Annotated in this window: 13 protein-coding genes; 8 read left to right on the top strand and 5 right to left on the bottom strand. The window is 71.9% G+C overall.

Annotation, left to right across the window (positions count from 1 at the left end):
• Positions 1-669: gamma-glutamyltransferase (locus tag ABZ070_RS27810; RefSeq protein ID WP_356638074.1), on the top strand; the 669-nt coding region annotated here is incomplete at its 5' end.
• A gap of 41 nt (positions 670-710) precedes the next feature.
• On the top strand, positions 711-1,529 hold the full coding sequence (locus tag ABZ070_RS27805) for an inositol monophosphatase family protein (protein ID WP_356638073.1): 819 nt from the start codon (positions 711-713) through the stop codon (positions 1,527-1,529).
• Between the two features lie 34 nt (positions 1,530-1,563).
• Here ABZ070_RS27805 and ABZ070_RS27800 read toward each other — a convergent pair whose 3' ends face one another.
• The gene (locus ABZ070_RS27800) at positions 1,564-2,364 is read right to left on the bottom strand and encodes a nucleotidyltransferase domain-containing protein (protein ID WP_356638072.1); all 801 of its coding nucleotides are present in this window, start codon (positions 2,362-2,364) and stop codon (positions 1,564-1,566) included.
• 87 nt (positions 2,365-2,451) lie between these two features.
• Between ABZ070_RS27800 and ABZ070_RS27795 the strand changes: the two genes are divergently transcribed.
• Complete coding sequence (locus ABZ070_RS27795) at positions 2,452-3,867, top strand: NAD(P)/FAD-dependent oxidoreductase (RefSeq protein ID WP_356638071.1); 1,416 nt, start codon at positions 2,452-2,454, stop codon at positions 3,865-3,867.
• Positions 3,868-3,874: 7 nt separating this feature from the next.
• Here the strand turns inward: ABZ070_RS27795 and ABZ070_RS27790 are convergent, their stop codons facing one another.
• Genes ABZ070_RS27790 through ABZ070_RS27775 form a run of 4 tightly spaced genes read right to left on the bottom strand, consistent with a single transcriptional unit; the run spans position 3,875 to position 9,289 of the window.
• Positions 3,875-5,965: a glycogen debranching N-terminal domain-containing protein gene (locus ABZ070_RS27790; protein ID WP_356638070.1), complete on the bottom strand. Its 2,091-nt coding sequence runs from the start codon at positions 5,963-5,965 to the stop codon at positions 3,875-3,877.
• Between the two features lie 16 nt (positions 5,966-5,981).
• Positions 5,982-7,424: a trehalase family glycosidase gene (locus ABZ070_RS27785; RefSeq protein ID WP_356638069.1), complete on the bottom strand. Its 1,443-nt coding sequence runs from the start codon at positions 7,422-7,424 to the stop codon at positions 5,982-5,984.
• On the bottom strand, positions 7,421-8,227 hold the full coding sequence (locus ABZ070_RS27780) for a sugar phosphate isomerase/epimerase family protein (protein WP_356638068.1): 807 nt from the start codon (positions 8,225-8,227) through the stop codon (positions 7,421-7,423). The genes ABZ070_RS27785 and ABZ070_RS27780 overlap by 4 nt, the downstream gene beginning before the upstream one ends.
• A gap of 15 nt (positions 8,228-8,242) precedes the next feature.
• Positions 8,243-9,289, bottom strand: a complete 1,047-nt coding sequence (locus ABZ070_RS27775; protein WP_356638067.1) for a zinc-binding alcohol dehydrogenase — start codon at positions 9,287-9,289, stop codon at positions 8,243-8,245.
• Between the two features lie 127 nt (positions 9,290-9,416).
• On the opposite strand from ABZ070_RS27775, the gene ABZ070_RS27770 reads away from it, so the two are divergent.
• Genes ABZ070_RS27770 through ABZ070_RS27750 form a run of 5 tightly spaced genes read left to right on the top strand, consistent with a single transcriptional unit; the run spans position 9,417 to position 14,870 of the window.
• Positions 9,417-10,817 carry an extracellular solute-binding protein gene (locus tag ABZ070_RS27770; RefSeq protein WP_356638066.1) on the top strand — a complete coding sequence of 467 codons (1,401 nt, stop codon included), beginning with the start codon at positions 9,417-9,419 and terminating at the stop codon, positions 10,815-10,817.
• Between the two features lie 53 nt (positions 10,818-10,870).
• The gene (locus ABZ070_RS27765) at positions 10,871-11,851 is read left to right on the top strand and encodes a sugar ABC transporter permease (RefSeq protein ID WP_356638065.1); all 981 of its coding nucleotides are present in this window, start codon (positions 10,871-10,873) and stop codon (positions 11,849-11,851) included.
• Complete coding sequence (locus tag ABZ070_RS27760; RefSeq protein ID WP_356638075.1) at positions 11,851-12,717, top strand: carbohydrate ABC transporter permease; 867 nt, start codon at positions 11,851-11,853, stop codon at positions 12,715-12,717. The genes ABZ070_RS27765 and ABZ070_RS27760 overlap by 1 nt, the downstream gene beginning before the upstream one ends.
• Positions 12,718-12,747: 30 nt before the next feature.
• Positions 12,748-13,950 (top strand): ROK family transcriptional regulator, encoded by a 1,203-nt coding sequence (locus ABZ070_RS27755; RefSeq protein ID WP_356638064.1) that lies wholly within the window; start codon positions 12,748-12,750, stop codon positions 13,948-13,950.
• On the top strand, positions 13,947-14,870 hold the full coding sequence (locus tag ABZ070_RS27750) for a Gfo/Idh/MocA family oxidoreductase (protein ID WP_356638063.1): 924 nt from the start codon (positions 13,947-13,949) through the stop codon (positions 14,868-14,870). The genes ABZ070_RS27755 and ABZ070_RS27750 overlap by 4 nt, the downstream gene beginning before the upstream one ends.
• Positions 14,871-14,999: the final 129 nt, after the last annotated feature.

The raw sequence follows: 14,999 nt of genomic DNA, 5'->3' as shown, positions 1-14,999 counted from the left end.
CTTCCCGCACCTGGAGCCGGCGCGGCCGGCGCGGGGGAGCCGACCGTGGCACGGGACGGCGCGGTACAGGGCGACACCTGCCACGTCGACATCGTCGACCGCTGGGGCAACATGGTGGCGGCGACCCCCAGTGGCGGCTGGCTGCAGTCCAACCCTGTCGTGCCCGAGCTCGGCTTCCCGCTCGGCACGCGCCTGCAGATGACATGGCTCGCGCCCGGCCTGCCCAACTCCCTCACGCCCGGCCGGCGCCCCCGCACCACCCTGAGCCCCTCGCTGGCGCTGCGCGACGGCGTGCCCGTGATGGCCTTCGGCACGCCGGGTGGCGATCAGCAGGACCAGTGGCAGCTGCACTTCTTCCTCGCCGCAGCCCTGCTGCCGCCGGTCCGCGGCGGCTACGACCTCCAAGGCGCGATCGATGCCCCCAACTGGCACAACGACGCCTTCCCCGGGTCCTTCTACCCCCGCGGCATGCGGCCCGGCAGCGTCACCGTCGAGGCGCGCACGGCGCCCGAAGTCGTCGCGGGTCTGCGCCACCGCGGCCATGACGTCACCGTCGGCGGGCCCTGGTCGGAGGGCCGGCTCTGCGCGGTCGCCAGGAACCCGCACACCGGCGTCCTGTCCGCGGCGGCGAACCCCCGGGGAATGCAGGGTTACGCGGTGGGGCGCTGACCGCCTCCCGGGATGTCGGCCGGGCGTGATTGTCTTGGGGCATGATCGATGATTTTCTGACCGGTGATCTGTCCGACGTCGAGGAGGCGGTCCGTAAGGCGGCGGCCGCCGAGATCATGCCGCGCCACCGTCGGCTCGCCGCGCACGAGGTCGACGAGAAGACCGGCCCGCACGACCTCGTCACGATCGCCGACCGGCTCGCCGAGGAGCACCTGGCCGCATCGCTGACGGCGCTGCTGCCGGGCTCGGTCGTCGTCGGCGAGGAAGGGGTGCACGTGGACCCGGCCGGCGCCGACGGGCTGCACGGCGACGCGCCGGTCTGGATCGTCGACCCGGTCGACGGCACCCGGCAGTTCGTCCGCGGCGAGGCCGGTTTCTGCACGCTCGTCGCGCTCGCGCTGCGCGGCGAGATCCTCGCCTCGTGGACGTACGCACCGGTGCTGGACGAGCTGGCGGTCGCCGTGCGCGGTGCGGGCGCCACGCTGAACGGAGCGCCGATTCGGTCCGGTTCCCCCGCCCCGGACGCGGAGCTCCGGATCGCCATGTCCCACCCCGACTACACGACCCCGGAGCAGAAGCGCGCGCTGCTCGGACTCGCCGTGCCGGGCGTCGACGCGAGGCCCTGCGGCTCGGCGGGCCTGGAGTACCTGGGCGTCGCGCGAGGAGACCTCGACGCCGTTGCCTTCTCCTGGGAACTGCCGTGGGACCATGCGGCCGGACTGCTCCTGGTCACGGAGGCGGGCGGCGCTCATCTGACCCTTGCGGGGGAGCCGTTCCGTATCACGGGCGGCAACGTCCTGCCGTTCACGGCGGCGCGCGACGAGGCCACGGCCCGCCGGATACGCGAACTGCTCAGCTGAGGCAGCCCCCCGGCTGATCCGGAAGGGGCCCGGCTCAAACCAGCCGGGCCCGTACCTCGCGGACCAGTTCACCCGCGGACTCCACCGCGGCCGCGTCCAGGCCGGCGAGCGCAGACGAGACGCGCGCGGCGAAGTCCGCCGGGACGCCGGGGAACGCCGCGGCGGCCGCCAGCGCGCCCTTCTCGTTGAGGCACCACACCCGGTGGTGTGCGTGGAGCGCCTGTACCAGCACACCGAACGCCCGTGACAGGCACAGCGACACGTGCAGCGCGTCCGCCGGACAGGCCCTCGCCGACTTGGCCGCGGCCGCGACGGAGAACTCCGCCTCCCACGCCACGTCCACCAGCGCCCGGCGCAGCGGCTCCGGGTACTTCCGCGTCTGCTGCCGCAGTTTCGTCAACTCGCCCGCCGGGTCGGCCAGCACCCGGCACAGGGCCACCTCGCCGGGATACGCGGGCGACCAGAAGCCGAGCGGGTGCCCCGGCTGCATTCCCGTCTCGAACCGCCCCGCCAGGCATTCGGCCCATACCCGCTCGACGCGGTTCAGGTCGCGCAGGATCCAGTCCACCTGCGCGCCGTTCACCGACAGCCACGCACCCCCGTCGACCCACGGCCCCCAGCCGCCGGGTCCGGCTACGTCCACCGGCCCGCCGGTCGCCTCGGACGCCAGCGCCGTCAGTGCGGCGACATCCACGTTCCCCCGGTAGTAGAGGCCGAGATCCCAGTCGGAGTCGGGCCTGTGCGCCCCACGCGCCCGGCTGCCGCCGAGCGCGACCGCACGGACCCCGCGTACGCGGGTGAGCCGGGCCGCCATGTCTTCGATCGTGTTGTTCATCGCGACGGGAAGGTACCCCGCCCCGCGATGTCGGTGCCCGGGAATATCCTTGAGTCTCTTGGCGTCGGCTGACAAAGGAGTCCGAAGGTGCCGTCGATGCTCGATGCCGTCGTCGTGGGAGCGGGCCCCAACGGGCTGACAGCCGCGGTCGAACTGGCCCGCCGCGGCTTCTCGGTTGCCGTCTACGAGGCCATGGACACCGTCGGCGGCGGTGCGAAGACCGAGGAACTGACCCTCCCCGGTTTCCGCCACGACCCGTGCTCCGCCGTCCACCCGCTCGGTGTCGGCTCGCCCGCCTTCACCGACATGCCGCTCGACCGGTACGGCCTGACCTGGCTGCATCCCCAACTGCCCCTCGCCCACCCCTTCCCGGACGGGACGGCGGCGGTGCTCAGCCGTTCCGTCGGCGCGACCGCCATGTCGTTCGGCGCGGCCGACGCCGGTGCGTACCGCCGACTGGTCGCCCCCTATCTCGGCCACTGGGACAGCCTCGCCGCGGACTTCCTGCGCACCCCCTGGGACGGGCTCCCGCGCGACCCGTACCGCTTCGTCCGCTTCGGTCTCGACGCGATCCGGCCCGCGAGCATGCTCTCCCGCCGTTTCCGGGGCGAGAAGGCGCGCGGCCTGCTCGCCGGGCTCGCCGCCCACGCCATCGCCCCCACCAGCGGTCTGGCCACCGGCGGTATCGCGCTGCTCTTCGCGCTGGCCGCGCACGAGGTGGGCTGGCCGACGCCGCGCGGCGGGTCGCAGGCGATCTCCGACGCACTCGCGTCCTACCTGCGCGAGCAAGGGGGCACCATCCACACCGGCACCCCGGTCAGACGGCTCGACGAGCTGCCCCCGGCCCGGGCGTACGTCTTCGACACCTCACCCACCGCGCTCGCCAGGATCGCCGGGCTCGGCCAGGCGTACTGGCGCTACAAGTACGGCGCCTCCGCCTTCAAGATCGACTACGCGCTGTCGGGACCGATGCCGTGGACGGCCGAGGAGGCCCGCACGGCAGGCACCGTCCACATCGGTCCCACCGCGCGCGAGATCGAGAGCGCCCTCGGCGCGGCGGTCGCCGGCCGCGCCCCCGAGGTCCCCTTCCTGATCACCGCCCAGCCGACTGTGACCGACCCGACCAGGGCGCCCGAGGGCAAGCACGTCCTGTGGGCGTACGGCCATGTGCCCGCCGGCTGGGAGGGCGACGCGACCGAGGTGATCGAGCGCCAACTGGAGCGCTTCGCACCCGGTTTCCGCGATCTGGTGCTGGCACGCGCCGTCGCCGGCCCGCCCCGACTCGCCGCGCGCAACGCCAACTACGTGGGCGGCGACATCGCGTGCGGCGCCTTCGCCGGACTGCAGACGGTCATCCGCCCCAAGCTGGCCCGTGTCCCCTACGCCACCGCGCACCCGGCCGTCTTCCTCTGTTCCTCGGCGACACCGCCGGGCCCGGGAGTCCACGGCATGTCGGGCCACCACGCCGCGAAGGCGGTCTGGCGCCGGCTGCGGGCGCGCTGAGCCCGGCTCACCCGCGCGACGGCACGGGACGGGGCGTACGGGAATCCGGTGCGAGGCGGGAGCGCTCGTGGCCCGCGTCCGGCAGCGAGCTGTCGGCACGTGCGGGCGAACCCGCACCCCCGGGCAGCGAGGCCAGAGCGGTGAGCAGCGCGAGCGGCGTCGCCGCCGCCCATGCCTGCGGCGAGCAGGAGTGCGGGTACGGCACGGGGGACGGATGGTCTCCCCGGTCGTAACCGGCCAGCACCTCCGGCAGTCGCCACCCGTGCAGGGCTGCGGCTTCCACCAGCCCGCCGGCCACCGCACGGGTCTCCTCGGCCAGTCCGTACCGGGCGAGCCCGAGCGCGATCACGGCGTTGTCGTGCGGCCAGATCGAACCCCGGTGGTAGGAGAGCGGGTGGTAGGGGCTCTGTTGCGCCGCGAGCGTCCGGATTCCCCAGCCGGAGAAGAAGTCGGGTTCCATGAGCCGGCGCCCGACTGCCGCCGCGTGGCCGGCGTCGAGGATCCCCGACCACAGCAGGTGCCCGGCGTCGGACGCGAGGGCGTCGATCCGGCGGCCGGCGCCGTCCAGGGCCAGGGCGGGGAAGTGGTCGTCCGCCATCCAGAAGTCGCGGTGGAAGCGCCTGCGCAGGTCGTCGGCGGCCGCTGCGAGACGGTCGGCGTACGGTGCGTCGCCCCAGCTCACGCGGGCGAGCTCCGCCGTGCGGACCAGCGCGTCGTACGCGTACCCCTGGGCCTCCGCGACCGCGACAAGACCTTCTGCGGGGGTGCCGTCGCGGAAGCAGATCGCGCCTACGGAGTCCTTCCAGTTCAGGTTGGCCAGGCCGCCCGCCTCGGCATCGGAGGAGTAGACGAGCCACCCCCGGTCGCCGAGTCCGCCGTCCCGGAACATCCACTCGACCGCCGCGCGCGCCACCGGCTCCAGGCGGCGCGCGAGAGCGTCGTCGGTGACCTGCTGGGTGTAGGCGTGCAGCAGTGAGAGGAACAGGGGAGTGGAGTCGACGGCGCCGTAGTACCGGCCGTACGGGACGTCCCCGAAGTGCGCGAGCTCTCCGTGGCGCATCTCGTGCAGAATGCGCCCCGGCTCCTCCTGGCGTTCCGTGCGGTACTCGGCGCCCTGGACGGCGGCGAGCGCGGTGAGGGACGCGGCGGCGAGCTCGGGGCGGTAGGGAAGAGCGAAGAACGAGGTGAGCAGGCAGTCGCGGCCGTACAGGGCGAAGAACCACGGAATGCCCGCCGCCGGCACCCGCACGCGGGCGCCGTCGGCTCCGTCCACGGTCAGCCGGAGGTCGGCGAGATCGGCGAGGCCCTGCTCGCAGGCGCGGGCGAGCTCGCTCCAGCCGGTCAGGTCGTGCGGGCGCGGGGCCCTGTCCGTGAAGGCCGCGCGGTCGGCGGCGAGCCGGTCCGCCACGTCGCCGGGGGAACGCAGGGGTGGGGGGCCGACGTCGGCGCCGGAGGGCAGGGCGCAGACCTGCAGCAGGATGTCCGAGCTGCCGTGCGCGGGCAGTTGGACGGTCCATCGCAGCGAGTGCGCCGTGCGTTCGCCTGTCGGCTCCGCGGTGTGCGGCGCCGGCGCCGCGGTCACCACGGTGCGCGCGAGCCAGGCCGGCACGCCCTGCGGCGCGGGCCGTTCGTAGCGGAAGGCGAGCCCGTCCGCGGTCACCTCGACGTGGTGTACCGCGCCCGGCTTGGCGTAGGTGCGGTCGTCGCCGCGCAGTTCGTACTGGTCGGCGAAGTCGGCGTCCGCGGTGAGGCGGAGGTGCGCGGTGACAGGCACCGGGCGGTTGTTGGTGAGCCGGATGCGTTCGGTCAACGCGCCGTCGGCCAGCACCTGTTCCCGGAAGACGGTGCAGGCAGGCGGGTGGTCCCGGCTGCCGGGCGGCGTGAGTACCGCGGTGAGGGGGCGGCAGGGACCGGTCCGTGAGGCCGGCGCCAGGACCTGGAGCGGGGAGCCGTCGACGCTCAGCTCCCATCGGCTGAGGTGGCGGGCGTCGCGGGAGAACAGCCCGTCGGGCGCGGTACCTCGTGCGCCGGTCATGTCACCCGAGTCGGTCACTCGGGCGAACGTGCCGTCGTGGACGAGGAGATGGTGGTCCGTCATCGAAGTGGAGCCGTCCTTAGTGGTGGCGTTGGCGGCGGCCGGTGCGCAGCAGGTCCAGCGCGAGAGCGGCCGTCCAGCTGAAGTCGCGGATGCCCCGGCCCTCTCCGCTGTACGGCTCGAGGTACTCGGAGAAGCCCGAGTCGGCCGCGAGGGTCAGGAACCCCTCGCGCAGCAGTGAGGCCTCCGATTCCTCGCCGTACAGGCGCAGTCCCCGGTGCAGCAGCCAGGCCGTGTTGAACCAACTCGGTCCACGCCAGTAGCGGTTGCCGTCGTACGAGGGGCTCCGCAGGTCGTAGCTGGGCACGAGGTGCACCTGGCCGAGCCGGAAGTGGCTGCCGCGCGCCGTGCGCAGCAGCGTGGCCGTGATCTCGTCGGGCAGGTCCGGCACCAGCAGCGGGACCAGTCCGGCGACCGTCCGTTCCGTACCGGCCTTGGCGGCGAGCACGTCCCGGGCCGTGAACATCCCGGCGTCCGGATCCCACAGCCGGGCCACCAGCGCCGAGGTGAGCTCTTGGGCGCGACGGCGATGACCGGCGGGGTCGAGGCCCAGCACTTCCGCCATGTCGGCCAGTGCGTGTTCGGAGGCGATCAGCAGAGAGTTGAAGCAGGGGTCTTCGACCGCGAAGGCATGCGGTGTCCGTGTGTCGTCGTAGCCGTGGTCCCGGTAGGTCGCCGCCAGAGCCACGTAGCGGGCGTAGTCCAGCTGTGTCGGGCGGTCGTCGGCGGGGCTGTGGTCGAGATCGGCACGCCGGAACGAGCCTTCCGGCGCCGGAACGACCCGCGACAGCGGAGCGTCCCAGCTCGGGCTGTTGTCGAGGCCCGGCTCCCAGGGGTGCACGCACGCGGCGAGCCCGCCGCCGCCGAGGTCCCGCTCAGCGGCCAGATAGCGGTGCCAGGCCGCCAGCCGCGGGTAGACGCGCCGGAGGAAGCCACGGCGTTCCGACTCGACGGGGTCGGCCTCGTGGACCAGCCATGCGGCCAGTCCGTGCACGGGCGGCTGCACGATCCCGGAGGTCTCGACGCCCCGGGGGGCGCCGAGACGGCGGCCGGCCCGCGAGGAGCGCCAGAAGTCCGGGCTCGGAAAGTACGCGCCGAGCGGCACGTCCGGGTTGAAGACGATGTGCGGGACACGGCCGTCGCCCCACTGGGCGCCGAGCAGGGTCTCCAGCTCACGCTGCGCACGGCGCGCCGACAGGTGCCGGAGCCCGATGGCGATGAAGGCCGAGTCCCAGCTCCACTGGTGCGGGTAGAGGGCGCGCGAGGGGACGGTCGAGGAACCCGTCCAGTTGCCGAGGAGTACCCGTGCCACGCCGCGCAGGAGGGTCAGGTCCTCCGGGGCGGCGGGCACGGGTGTCGTGGTCCGGCCCAGGGCCCCGAGCGCGCCGCGCTCCAAGGGGGCAGGCCGGGCGGGAGCGGGTACGAAGGCCCCGCGCGCCTGTGTGCCGGGCAGGGTGGTCATGCGCCCGCCCTGCGCAGGAACGCCGGAATGGAGCGGACGGCGTCCAGCGGGTCGCCGGTCAGCCTGCACTCCGCGGCGAGATAGCCCTCGTAGCCCGCGGAGTGCAGGGCGCCGAGCCAGGCCGGCCAGTCGAGGTGGCCCGCACCGGGCTGGAACCGGTTGGAGTCGCTGACCTGGGCATGGCCGATGTACGGGGCAGCGGCCAGGATCGCTGCCGAAGGGTCGGCCTCCTCGATGTTCATGTGGTAGCTGTCGATGCCGATCTTCACCGAGTCCAGGCCGACCTCGCGGATCAGGTCCACCGCTTGCTCGAGGCGGTTGACCATGTGGTCCTCGTAGCGGTTGAGCGGCTCCAGGAAGAGGCTCACGCCCTCCTTGCGGGCGTGTTCGCCGAGTTCGGTGAGACCGGCGAGGAGGATCTCGCGGTCCTGTTCCTCCGTGCGCGGCGGTTCGAACGGCGGCAGCCGCCGGGAGAACATCCCGTACGAGGCCGGGGTCTGCGCGCCGAGGCCGCCGAGCTCGGCGATCACCGAGAGCTGCGACTTCATCTGCACCAGGGCGTCCCTGCGCAGGTTGTCGTCGAACGCGCCGAAGAAGTGCAGCATGTCGACACAGACCGTCGGCATGACGACGCCGTCGGCGAGCGCGCTGCGCAGTTCGGGCAGGCGTCCTGCGAAGCCGAGGTCTCCCTTGGCGCGCAGTTCGATGGCGTCGAACCCGGCCTCCTGGGCGAACTCCCACTTCTGCTGGAGGGTGTGGCCGGGCAGCAGTTGTTCCTGGCAGGCGGTTTTGAGCTGTGTCACGGGGCGAGGGGCCTTTCAGAATGCCAGGACGACCTGGAGGGCGTCGGCGGGACGCTCGTCGAGCAGTACGTAGGCGTCGGCGGCGTCGGACACCGGCACGACGTGGCTGACCAGGGACGTGACGTCGACCTGGCCGTCGGCCACGAGTTTCAGGAAGGTCTGCTGGAGCCGGTCGACGGTCCACCGGCCCGCCAACTGCGGCGGCACGCCGCCGATCTGGGAGCACACGAGCTGCACGCGGTTGTGGTGGAACTCGTCCCCGAGCCGCAGCCCGGTGCCGTCCCCCTGATAGAAGCCGGACGCGACGACACGGCCCCCGACGGTCACCGCACGCAGAGCTTCGTGGAGCGCGGGATAGACACCGCTGATCTCGATGGCGACGTCGGCGCCCAGGCCGTCGGTGGCCTCGCGGATGCGTTCGGCGACAGCGTCCGTGCGCGCGTTGAGTGTGTGTGTCGCCCCGTACTTCCGCGCGGTCTCCAGCCGGCCGTCGAGCGCGTCGACGGCCGTGACGCGCGCGCCGTTGAGCTGGGCGAGGCGGGTGGTGAGCAGGCCGATGACACCCTGTCCGAAGACGGCGACGTCCTCGCCGACATGGATGTCGGAGGCGAGCACGGCGTTGTACGCGATCGCTCCGACGCGGGCGAAGGCTCCGGCGAGCGGTTCGAGACCCGGGGGCAGGGTGTGCCCGATCATGCGATCGGCGGGAACGATGCCCTCGCTGCGGTGGCCCCAGATCCCCCAGACCAGATCGCCGAGGACCGGGACGCCAGGCGTGCCGACGAGCTCGGGGGAGACCTCGGTGACCTCACCGACCTCGGAGTAGCCCCATCCGGCGACGGGGTACTCGATGCCGGCCGAGCCGTCCCGGAAGATCCTGGCCTCCGCGTCCCACGTACGGGTCAGATAAGGATTTGTCCCTCTATAAGCTGTCAATTCCGTACCTGCTGAAATGCCCGAAAAGCGAGTCCGTACCCGCAGGTGGCCAGGTGGCAGCGACGCTTGTGTGTGCTCGGCGACTTCGACCTGTCGGGGGCCGGTGAACTGGACAACGCGTTCCACAGAGTGCTCCGAGGGAGGGGAGGTGCTCGACTTACGTCGAAGATATCTTAGAGATATGTCTTGTCAACCAGCAAAAGCCCCTGGTTAGATGCAGCGCGAAGGAACGAAAGTCGTGAGGACACACTGCATGCGAACAAAGGCTCGGCGGTCGAGGACGATCGCTCTGGGACTGGCCACCGTGCTCAGTGCCGGCTTGCTGGCAGGTTGCTCGGCCGGAGACACCGCGGCGCCGGACAACCGGATCACGGTCTGGACGCAGGAGAATCTGCCTCCCCGGATGGCGGCCACGGAAAAGATCCTCGACCGGTTCACGGAAGAGACCGGGGTGGAGGTGGAGCTCGTCGGCGTCGACGAGAACCAGCTGCCGCAGCTGATCATGTCCGCCGCCGCGGCCGGCCGGCTGCCCGACGTGCTCGCGGCCGCCCCCATGGGCCAGGTCTGGCAGATGTACAGCAACGACCTGCTGAACACCGAGGTCTCCACCGAGATCGTCGAACGCCTCGACACGAAGACCTTCGACGCCAAAGCCCTCGACCTCACCTCCGACGGCGACACGCGCCTCGGCGTGCCCTCCGACGCCTGGCTGGCGCTCCTCGCCTACCGCAAGGACCTCCTGGAGAAGGAGGGCCTGCCCGCCCCCGACACGTACGAGGACGTACTGAAGGCGGCGCGGGCGCTCGACAAGGACGGCCGCAGCGGAATCTCGCTCGCCACCGACCCGGCGGACATCCTCACTCAGCAGACTTTCGAGGGCTTCGCCGTGGGCAACGACTGCCGGCTGGTCGACGGCCGGGGGACCGTCCGCCTCGACTCCCCGGCCTGCCGCACCTCCTTCGACACCTACGACAAGCTGGCCCGCGGCTACGGCCCGCCGGGCTCCCAGAACGTCGACTCCACCCGCGCCACCTACTTCTCCGGCCGGTCCGCGATGCTCGGCTGGTCCAGCTTCCTGCTCGACGAACTCGCCGGCCTGCGCAAGGACGCCCTGCCCAGCTGCCCGGAGTGCAAGAAGGACCCCGGTTTCCTCGCCCGCAACACCGGGCTGGTCACCGCCATGAAGGGCCCGGACGGCAAGGAGCCGACGCAGCTCGGCGAGGTCACCTCCTGGGCCGTCACCAGGACCGCCGAGACCGGCGCCTCCCGGACGTTCGTCGAATACATGATGAGCAAGGGGTACGAGGACTGGTTCGGCATGGCGCCGGAAGGCAAGATCCCCGTCCGCACCGGGACCCCCGAAGACCCGTCCCAGTACCAGCGTGCCTGGCGAACCAGCAGTCTGGGCGTCGACGAACGCCGGCCGATGGACGAGGTCTACCCGCGCGAGCTGCTCGACCAGCTCATCGAAGGCGTGTCCGACATGCAGCGCTGGGGCATCGCCCAGGGCGAGGGAGCGCTCGTCGGCGCCACCAACGGAGAGCTTCCTGTGCCGAAGGCGATCGGCGCCATGACCGGCGGGCAGATCTCGTCCGCCGAAGCGGCCCGCGAGGCCCACGACGAAGTCACCGCCCTGCAGGAGTCCCTGCGGTAGCCGGGCCGTCACCAGCCGCCCCGCCCGCCCTTCCCCCCTGAGGTACGTACTCCATGAGCACAGCAGAGACCGGCGCGACGACCCGCCGGAAGAGCCCGCCGACCGTCAGCGAACGGGAGAACCGGGCCGGACTGGCCTTCGTCTCGCCCACGTTCCTCGTGGTGCTGGTCGTCGTGGTCGTTCCCATCCTGTGGACCGTGCTGCTCGCCTTCCAGCACGCGAAACTCGTCGACATCCAGCAGATGAGCCTCTTCGGCAACTGGTCCCTGGAGAACTTCGACAAGGTCTTCGGCTCACCCGGCTTCTGGACGAGCCTCGGCACCACGCTCGCCTACACCGTGGGCGCAACCGCCGGCTCCCTGCTGCTCGGACTGGTCGCGGCGCTCGCCCTGCGGCGGCCCTTCCGCGGCCGCGGGCTGTTGCGCGGCTCGATGCTGCTGCCCTACGTCGCGCCGGTCGTGGCCGTCGCGTTCGTGTGGGAGGTGGCGCTCAGCCCGCAGTACGGCATCGTCAACGAGTGGGGCGCACGGCTGCTGGGCTGGGACCGCCCGATCGCCTTCCTCTCGGCCCGGAACTACGAAGTCAGCCTGCTCGGAGCGCACTTCGACGTTCCGCTGGCACTGCTGACCGTCATCGCCTTCGAGACGTGGCGGTACTTCCCGTTCGCTTTCCTCTTCCTCCTCGCACGGCTGCAGGCCGTCCCGGACGGGATCGAGGAAGCCGCGAAGGTCGACGGAGCCACCCCGGTCCAACGCTTCCGGTACGTGCTGCTGCCGCAACTCATGCCGGTCATCGCCCTGCTGTCGGTACTGCGCTTCATCATGACGTTCAACAAGTTCGACGACGTCTACCTGCTCACCGGCGGCGGAGCCGGCACGGAGGTCGTCGCCGTGCGCGTGTACGACTTCCTCACCTCGCGCTACGACGTGGGGGCAGCGGCGGCGCAGGCCCTCGTCCTGGCCGCGATCCTCATGGTCCTGCTGGGCCTCTACTTCAAGTTCTTCGCCAAGAAGGTCGAGGAGGAAGCCTCATGATGAGCCGCACCCAGTTCGAGGAGAGGCTCTTCGGGATCCTCCGGTGGGTCGTGATCGCCTTCCTGGCCGTTGTCACGATCGCGCCCTTCTACTACATGGCGCTGCTGTCGCTGAAACCCATCGACGCGCTCCTTCTGGACCCCGGCTCCCTGTGGGTCTCCGCCAAGGACCTCACGCTGGCGACGTACCAGAACGTCCTGGCGCCGACCGCCGAGGGCGGCCAGGGCCTGCTCGAAATGCTGTTCAACTCCGCGGCCGTATCGCTCGGTACGGTCGTACTGACCCTCGCCGCCGCCGTCCCCGGCGCGTACGCCATCAGCCGGCTCAAGTTCTTCGGCAACCGCAAGGTCAGCGCACTGTTCCTGGCGGTGTACCTCTTCCCCGCCACCCTCCTCGCCGTCCCGCTGTTCGTGATGTTCGCGAAGATCGGACTCCAGGGCAACCTGGTCGGCCTGGCGATCGTGTACATCGCCCAGACCGTGCCGGTGTCGATCTACATGCTGAAGAACTACTTCCTCACCATCCCGTACACCATCGAGGAAGCGGCGGCGCTCGACGGCTGCACCCGGCTCCAGACCGTACGCAAGGTCGTGCTGCCGCTGGCTCTGCCGTCCCTCATGGCCACCGGGCTCTACATTTTCATGATCGCGTGGAACGAGTTCCTGTTCGCCCTGCTCTTTCTGGCCGCCGAGCCGGACCGGTGGACGGTCTCCCTCGGACTGCAGCAACTGGCCAACGGCGTAGAGGTGTCCAAGACCGTGCTGATGGCCGGGTCCGTGGTGCTCACCATCCCCGTGGTACTGCTGTTCTTCGCCGCGGAGCGCCTCCTCACCGAGGGCCTGACCAGCGGCGCCGACAAGGGCTGACATGCACGAGAAGTTGAACGGGGACTGACGATGACAGGCAACCAGGCGAGCGCCGGTCACCTGCTCCGGCTCATCCGCAGCGGTGAGGCGACCACCCGCGGTGAACTCCAGCACGCGACCGGACTCTCCCGGTCCACCGTCGGGCACCGGCTGGACCAGCTGTTCAAGGCCGGCTGGCTGCGCGCGGCGACAGGTACGTCCACCGGCGGACGGCCTTCCACGCGGCTGGAGTTCGATGTGTCGCACGCCGTTGTGCTCGCCGCCGACCTGGAGCCGCGGCACGCCCGCTCGGCCGTCCTCGACCTCGCGGGAAACGTCCTGGCCGAGCACACGGCGCCGATCGTCCTGGAGGAGGGCCCCGAGGTCGTACTCGACCAGCTGGCGCGCGGCTTCGGCCCCCTGCTCGCCAAGACGGGGACCGGCCCCGGCAAGGTGTGCGGCATCGGCCTCTCCGTCGCCGGCCCCGTCGACTTCGAGATCGGACAGGTCGTCCAGCCGCCGCTGATGCCGCGCTGGGACCGCTTCCCGATCGCGGAGCACCTCGGCGCGGCGTTCGAGACCCACGTCGGCGGGGGCGCCGCCGGAACACTGCCGGTCCTGGTCGACAACGACGCCAACCTCATGGCCTACGGCGAACAGCGCCACAGCTTCCCCGACTGCAAGGCCTTCCTGCTGGTCAAGGCGTCCACCGGCATCGGAGCCGGTGTGGTGATCGGCGGCCGGATCTACCGCGGCATCGACGGCGGCGCCGGCGACATCGGCCACATCCGGCTGCACGACCGGCACGACGCGCTGTGCGGCTGCGGCTCCTACGGCTGCCTCGGCGCGGTCGCGGGCGGCGGCGCGCTCGCGGACGAACTCACCGCCCAAGGACTGCCCACTGACTCCGGCCCCGGCGTGAGGGAACATCTGGCGGCGGGGCAGCCGGACGCCGTGCGGCTCGCACGACAAGCCGGCCAGCGGGTCGGTGAAGTGCTGGTCACCGTCGTCACCCTGCTCAACCCCGGCGTGCTGATGATCTCCGGCGACCTCGCCTCCACGCCGTTCGTCACCGGAGTGCGCGAACTCCTCTACCAGCGCGCCATGCCGCGCACCACCGCCCACCTGCAGGTGGTCACCTCCACCCTCGGTGACCGCGCCGGCCTCGCCGGCGCCGCCGCGATGGTGGTGGAGCACCTGTACGCGCCCGACCGGGCCGACGCCCGTCTCGCACACGCAGGAGAGACACCGTGAACCATCCGCTGCCGCCGTCCGCCCCTGCGCGGGAAGTCGCGGCATGGACCGGCGCGCCGGTACGAGTGGGACTTGTGGGCGCCGGACCGTGGGCGCGGGCCATGCATGCCCGGATGCTCGCGACCGGTCCGGAGACCGAGCTCACCGCCGTATGGACACGTCGTGCGACGGCCGCCGAGGAGCTCGCGCACTCCTACGGCTCGACGGCGGCCGTCTCCTTCACCGACCTCCTCGAGCGGTGCGAGGCGGTGGCCTTCGCCGTGCCTCCGGCGGTGCAGGCAGAGCTGGCGCCGATCGCCGCGCGGGCCGGCAAGGCCGTTCTGCTGGAGAAGCCGCTGGGACCGGACCTGGCCGCCGCCCGGAAGGTGGCGGACGCCGTCGCCGAGGCGGGGGTCGTCTCCCAACTGGTGCTGACCAAGCGCTATCACCCGCAGACCCGCCGGTTCCTGCGACGGGCCGCGGAGCTGGAGGTGACAGGTGCCCGGTCGTGCTACCTCCACGGGGCATTCCTGGGCGGCGAGTTCGCCACCTCGTGGCGCCTGGAGCACGGCGCGCTGCTCGACCTCGGCCCGCACCTGCTCGACCTCCTCGACACGGCGGTCGGCCCGATCGCGCGCATCCGCGGCGCCGGCGACCCCCGTCGATGGATCGAGCTGACCTGCGAGCACACCAACGGCGCGATCAGCCAGGCGTCCCTTTCCGGCGCGGTCCGCCTGCCGCGCGCCCGGACACGCATCGAGCTGTTCGGGCACGGGGACGAGCTCGTGTACGACACGGCGGACATCGACCACGAGGAGTGCTGGCCCGTGCTGCGGCGGGAGTTCGCCCGAGCGGTCCGCTCCGGACTCCCGACCGAGGTCGACGCCGCCCGGGGCCTGCGGCTCCAGGAGCTGATGGCGGGAGCCCTCGACGACGCGTGAGGCCCGCCGCCCCCGGTCAGGCCGGCGGCAGCCGGCCGACGAGGGGCCGGCAGGCGGCCCGCCGCTTCCGTCCGGCTTCACCTTGGCGCCGTTGACGTACACGCTGACGGACTTGGTGCCGGTGAACGG

This window comes from Streptomyces sp. NPDC006283, assembly GCF_040613325.1.
Classification (GTDB): domain Bacteria; phylum Actinomycetota; class Actinomycetes; order Streptomycetales; family Streptomycetaceae; genus Streptomyces.
Note: the sequence above shows the minus strand (reverse complement) of the source record. Positions and strands in the feature narration are given on the sequence as shown.

Excerpts from the sequence above, each read along its gene's own strand:
- ABZ070_RS27805 (WP_356638073.1), top strand. The coding sequence starts at position 711 with ATGATCGATGATTTTCTGACCGGTGATCTGTCCGACGTCGAGGAGGCG.
- ABZ070_RS27800 (WP_356638072.1), bottom strand. The coding sequence starts at position 2,364 with ATGAACAACACGATCGAAGACATGGCGGCCCGGCTCACCCGCGTACGC.
- ABZ070_RS27790 (WP_356638070.1), bottom strand. The coding sequence starts at position 5,965 with ATGACGGACCACCATCTCCTCGTCCACGACGGCACGTTCGCCCGAGTG.
- ABZ070_RS27785 (WP_356638069.1), bottom strand. The coding sequence starts at position 7,424 with ATGACCACCCTGCCCGGCACACAGGCGCGCGGGGCCTTCGTACCCGCT.
- ABZ070_RS27770 (WP_356638066.1), top strand. The coding sequence starts at position 9,417 with ATGCGAACAAAGGCTCGGCGGTCGAGGACGATCGCTCTGGGACTGGCC.
- ABZ070_RS27765 (WP_356638065.1), top strand. The coding sequence starts at position 10,871 with ATGAGCACAGCAGAGACCGGCGCGACGACCCGCCGGAAGAGCCCGCCG.
- ABZ070_RS27760 (WP_356638075.1), top strand. The coding sequence starts at position 11,851 with ATGAGCCGCACCCAGTTCGAGGAGAGGCTCTTCGGGATCCTCCGGTGG.
- ABZ070_RS27755 (WP_356638064.1), top strand. The coding sequence starts at position 12,748 with ATGACAGGCAACCAGGCGAGCGCCGGTCACCTGCTCCGGCTCATCCGC.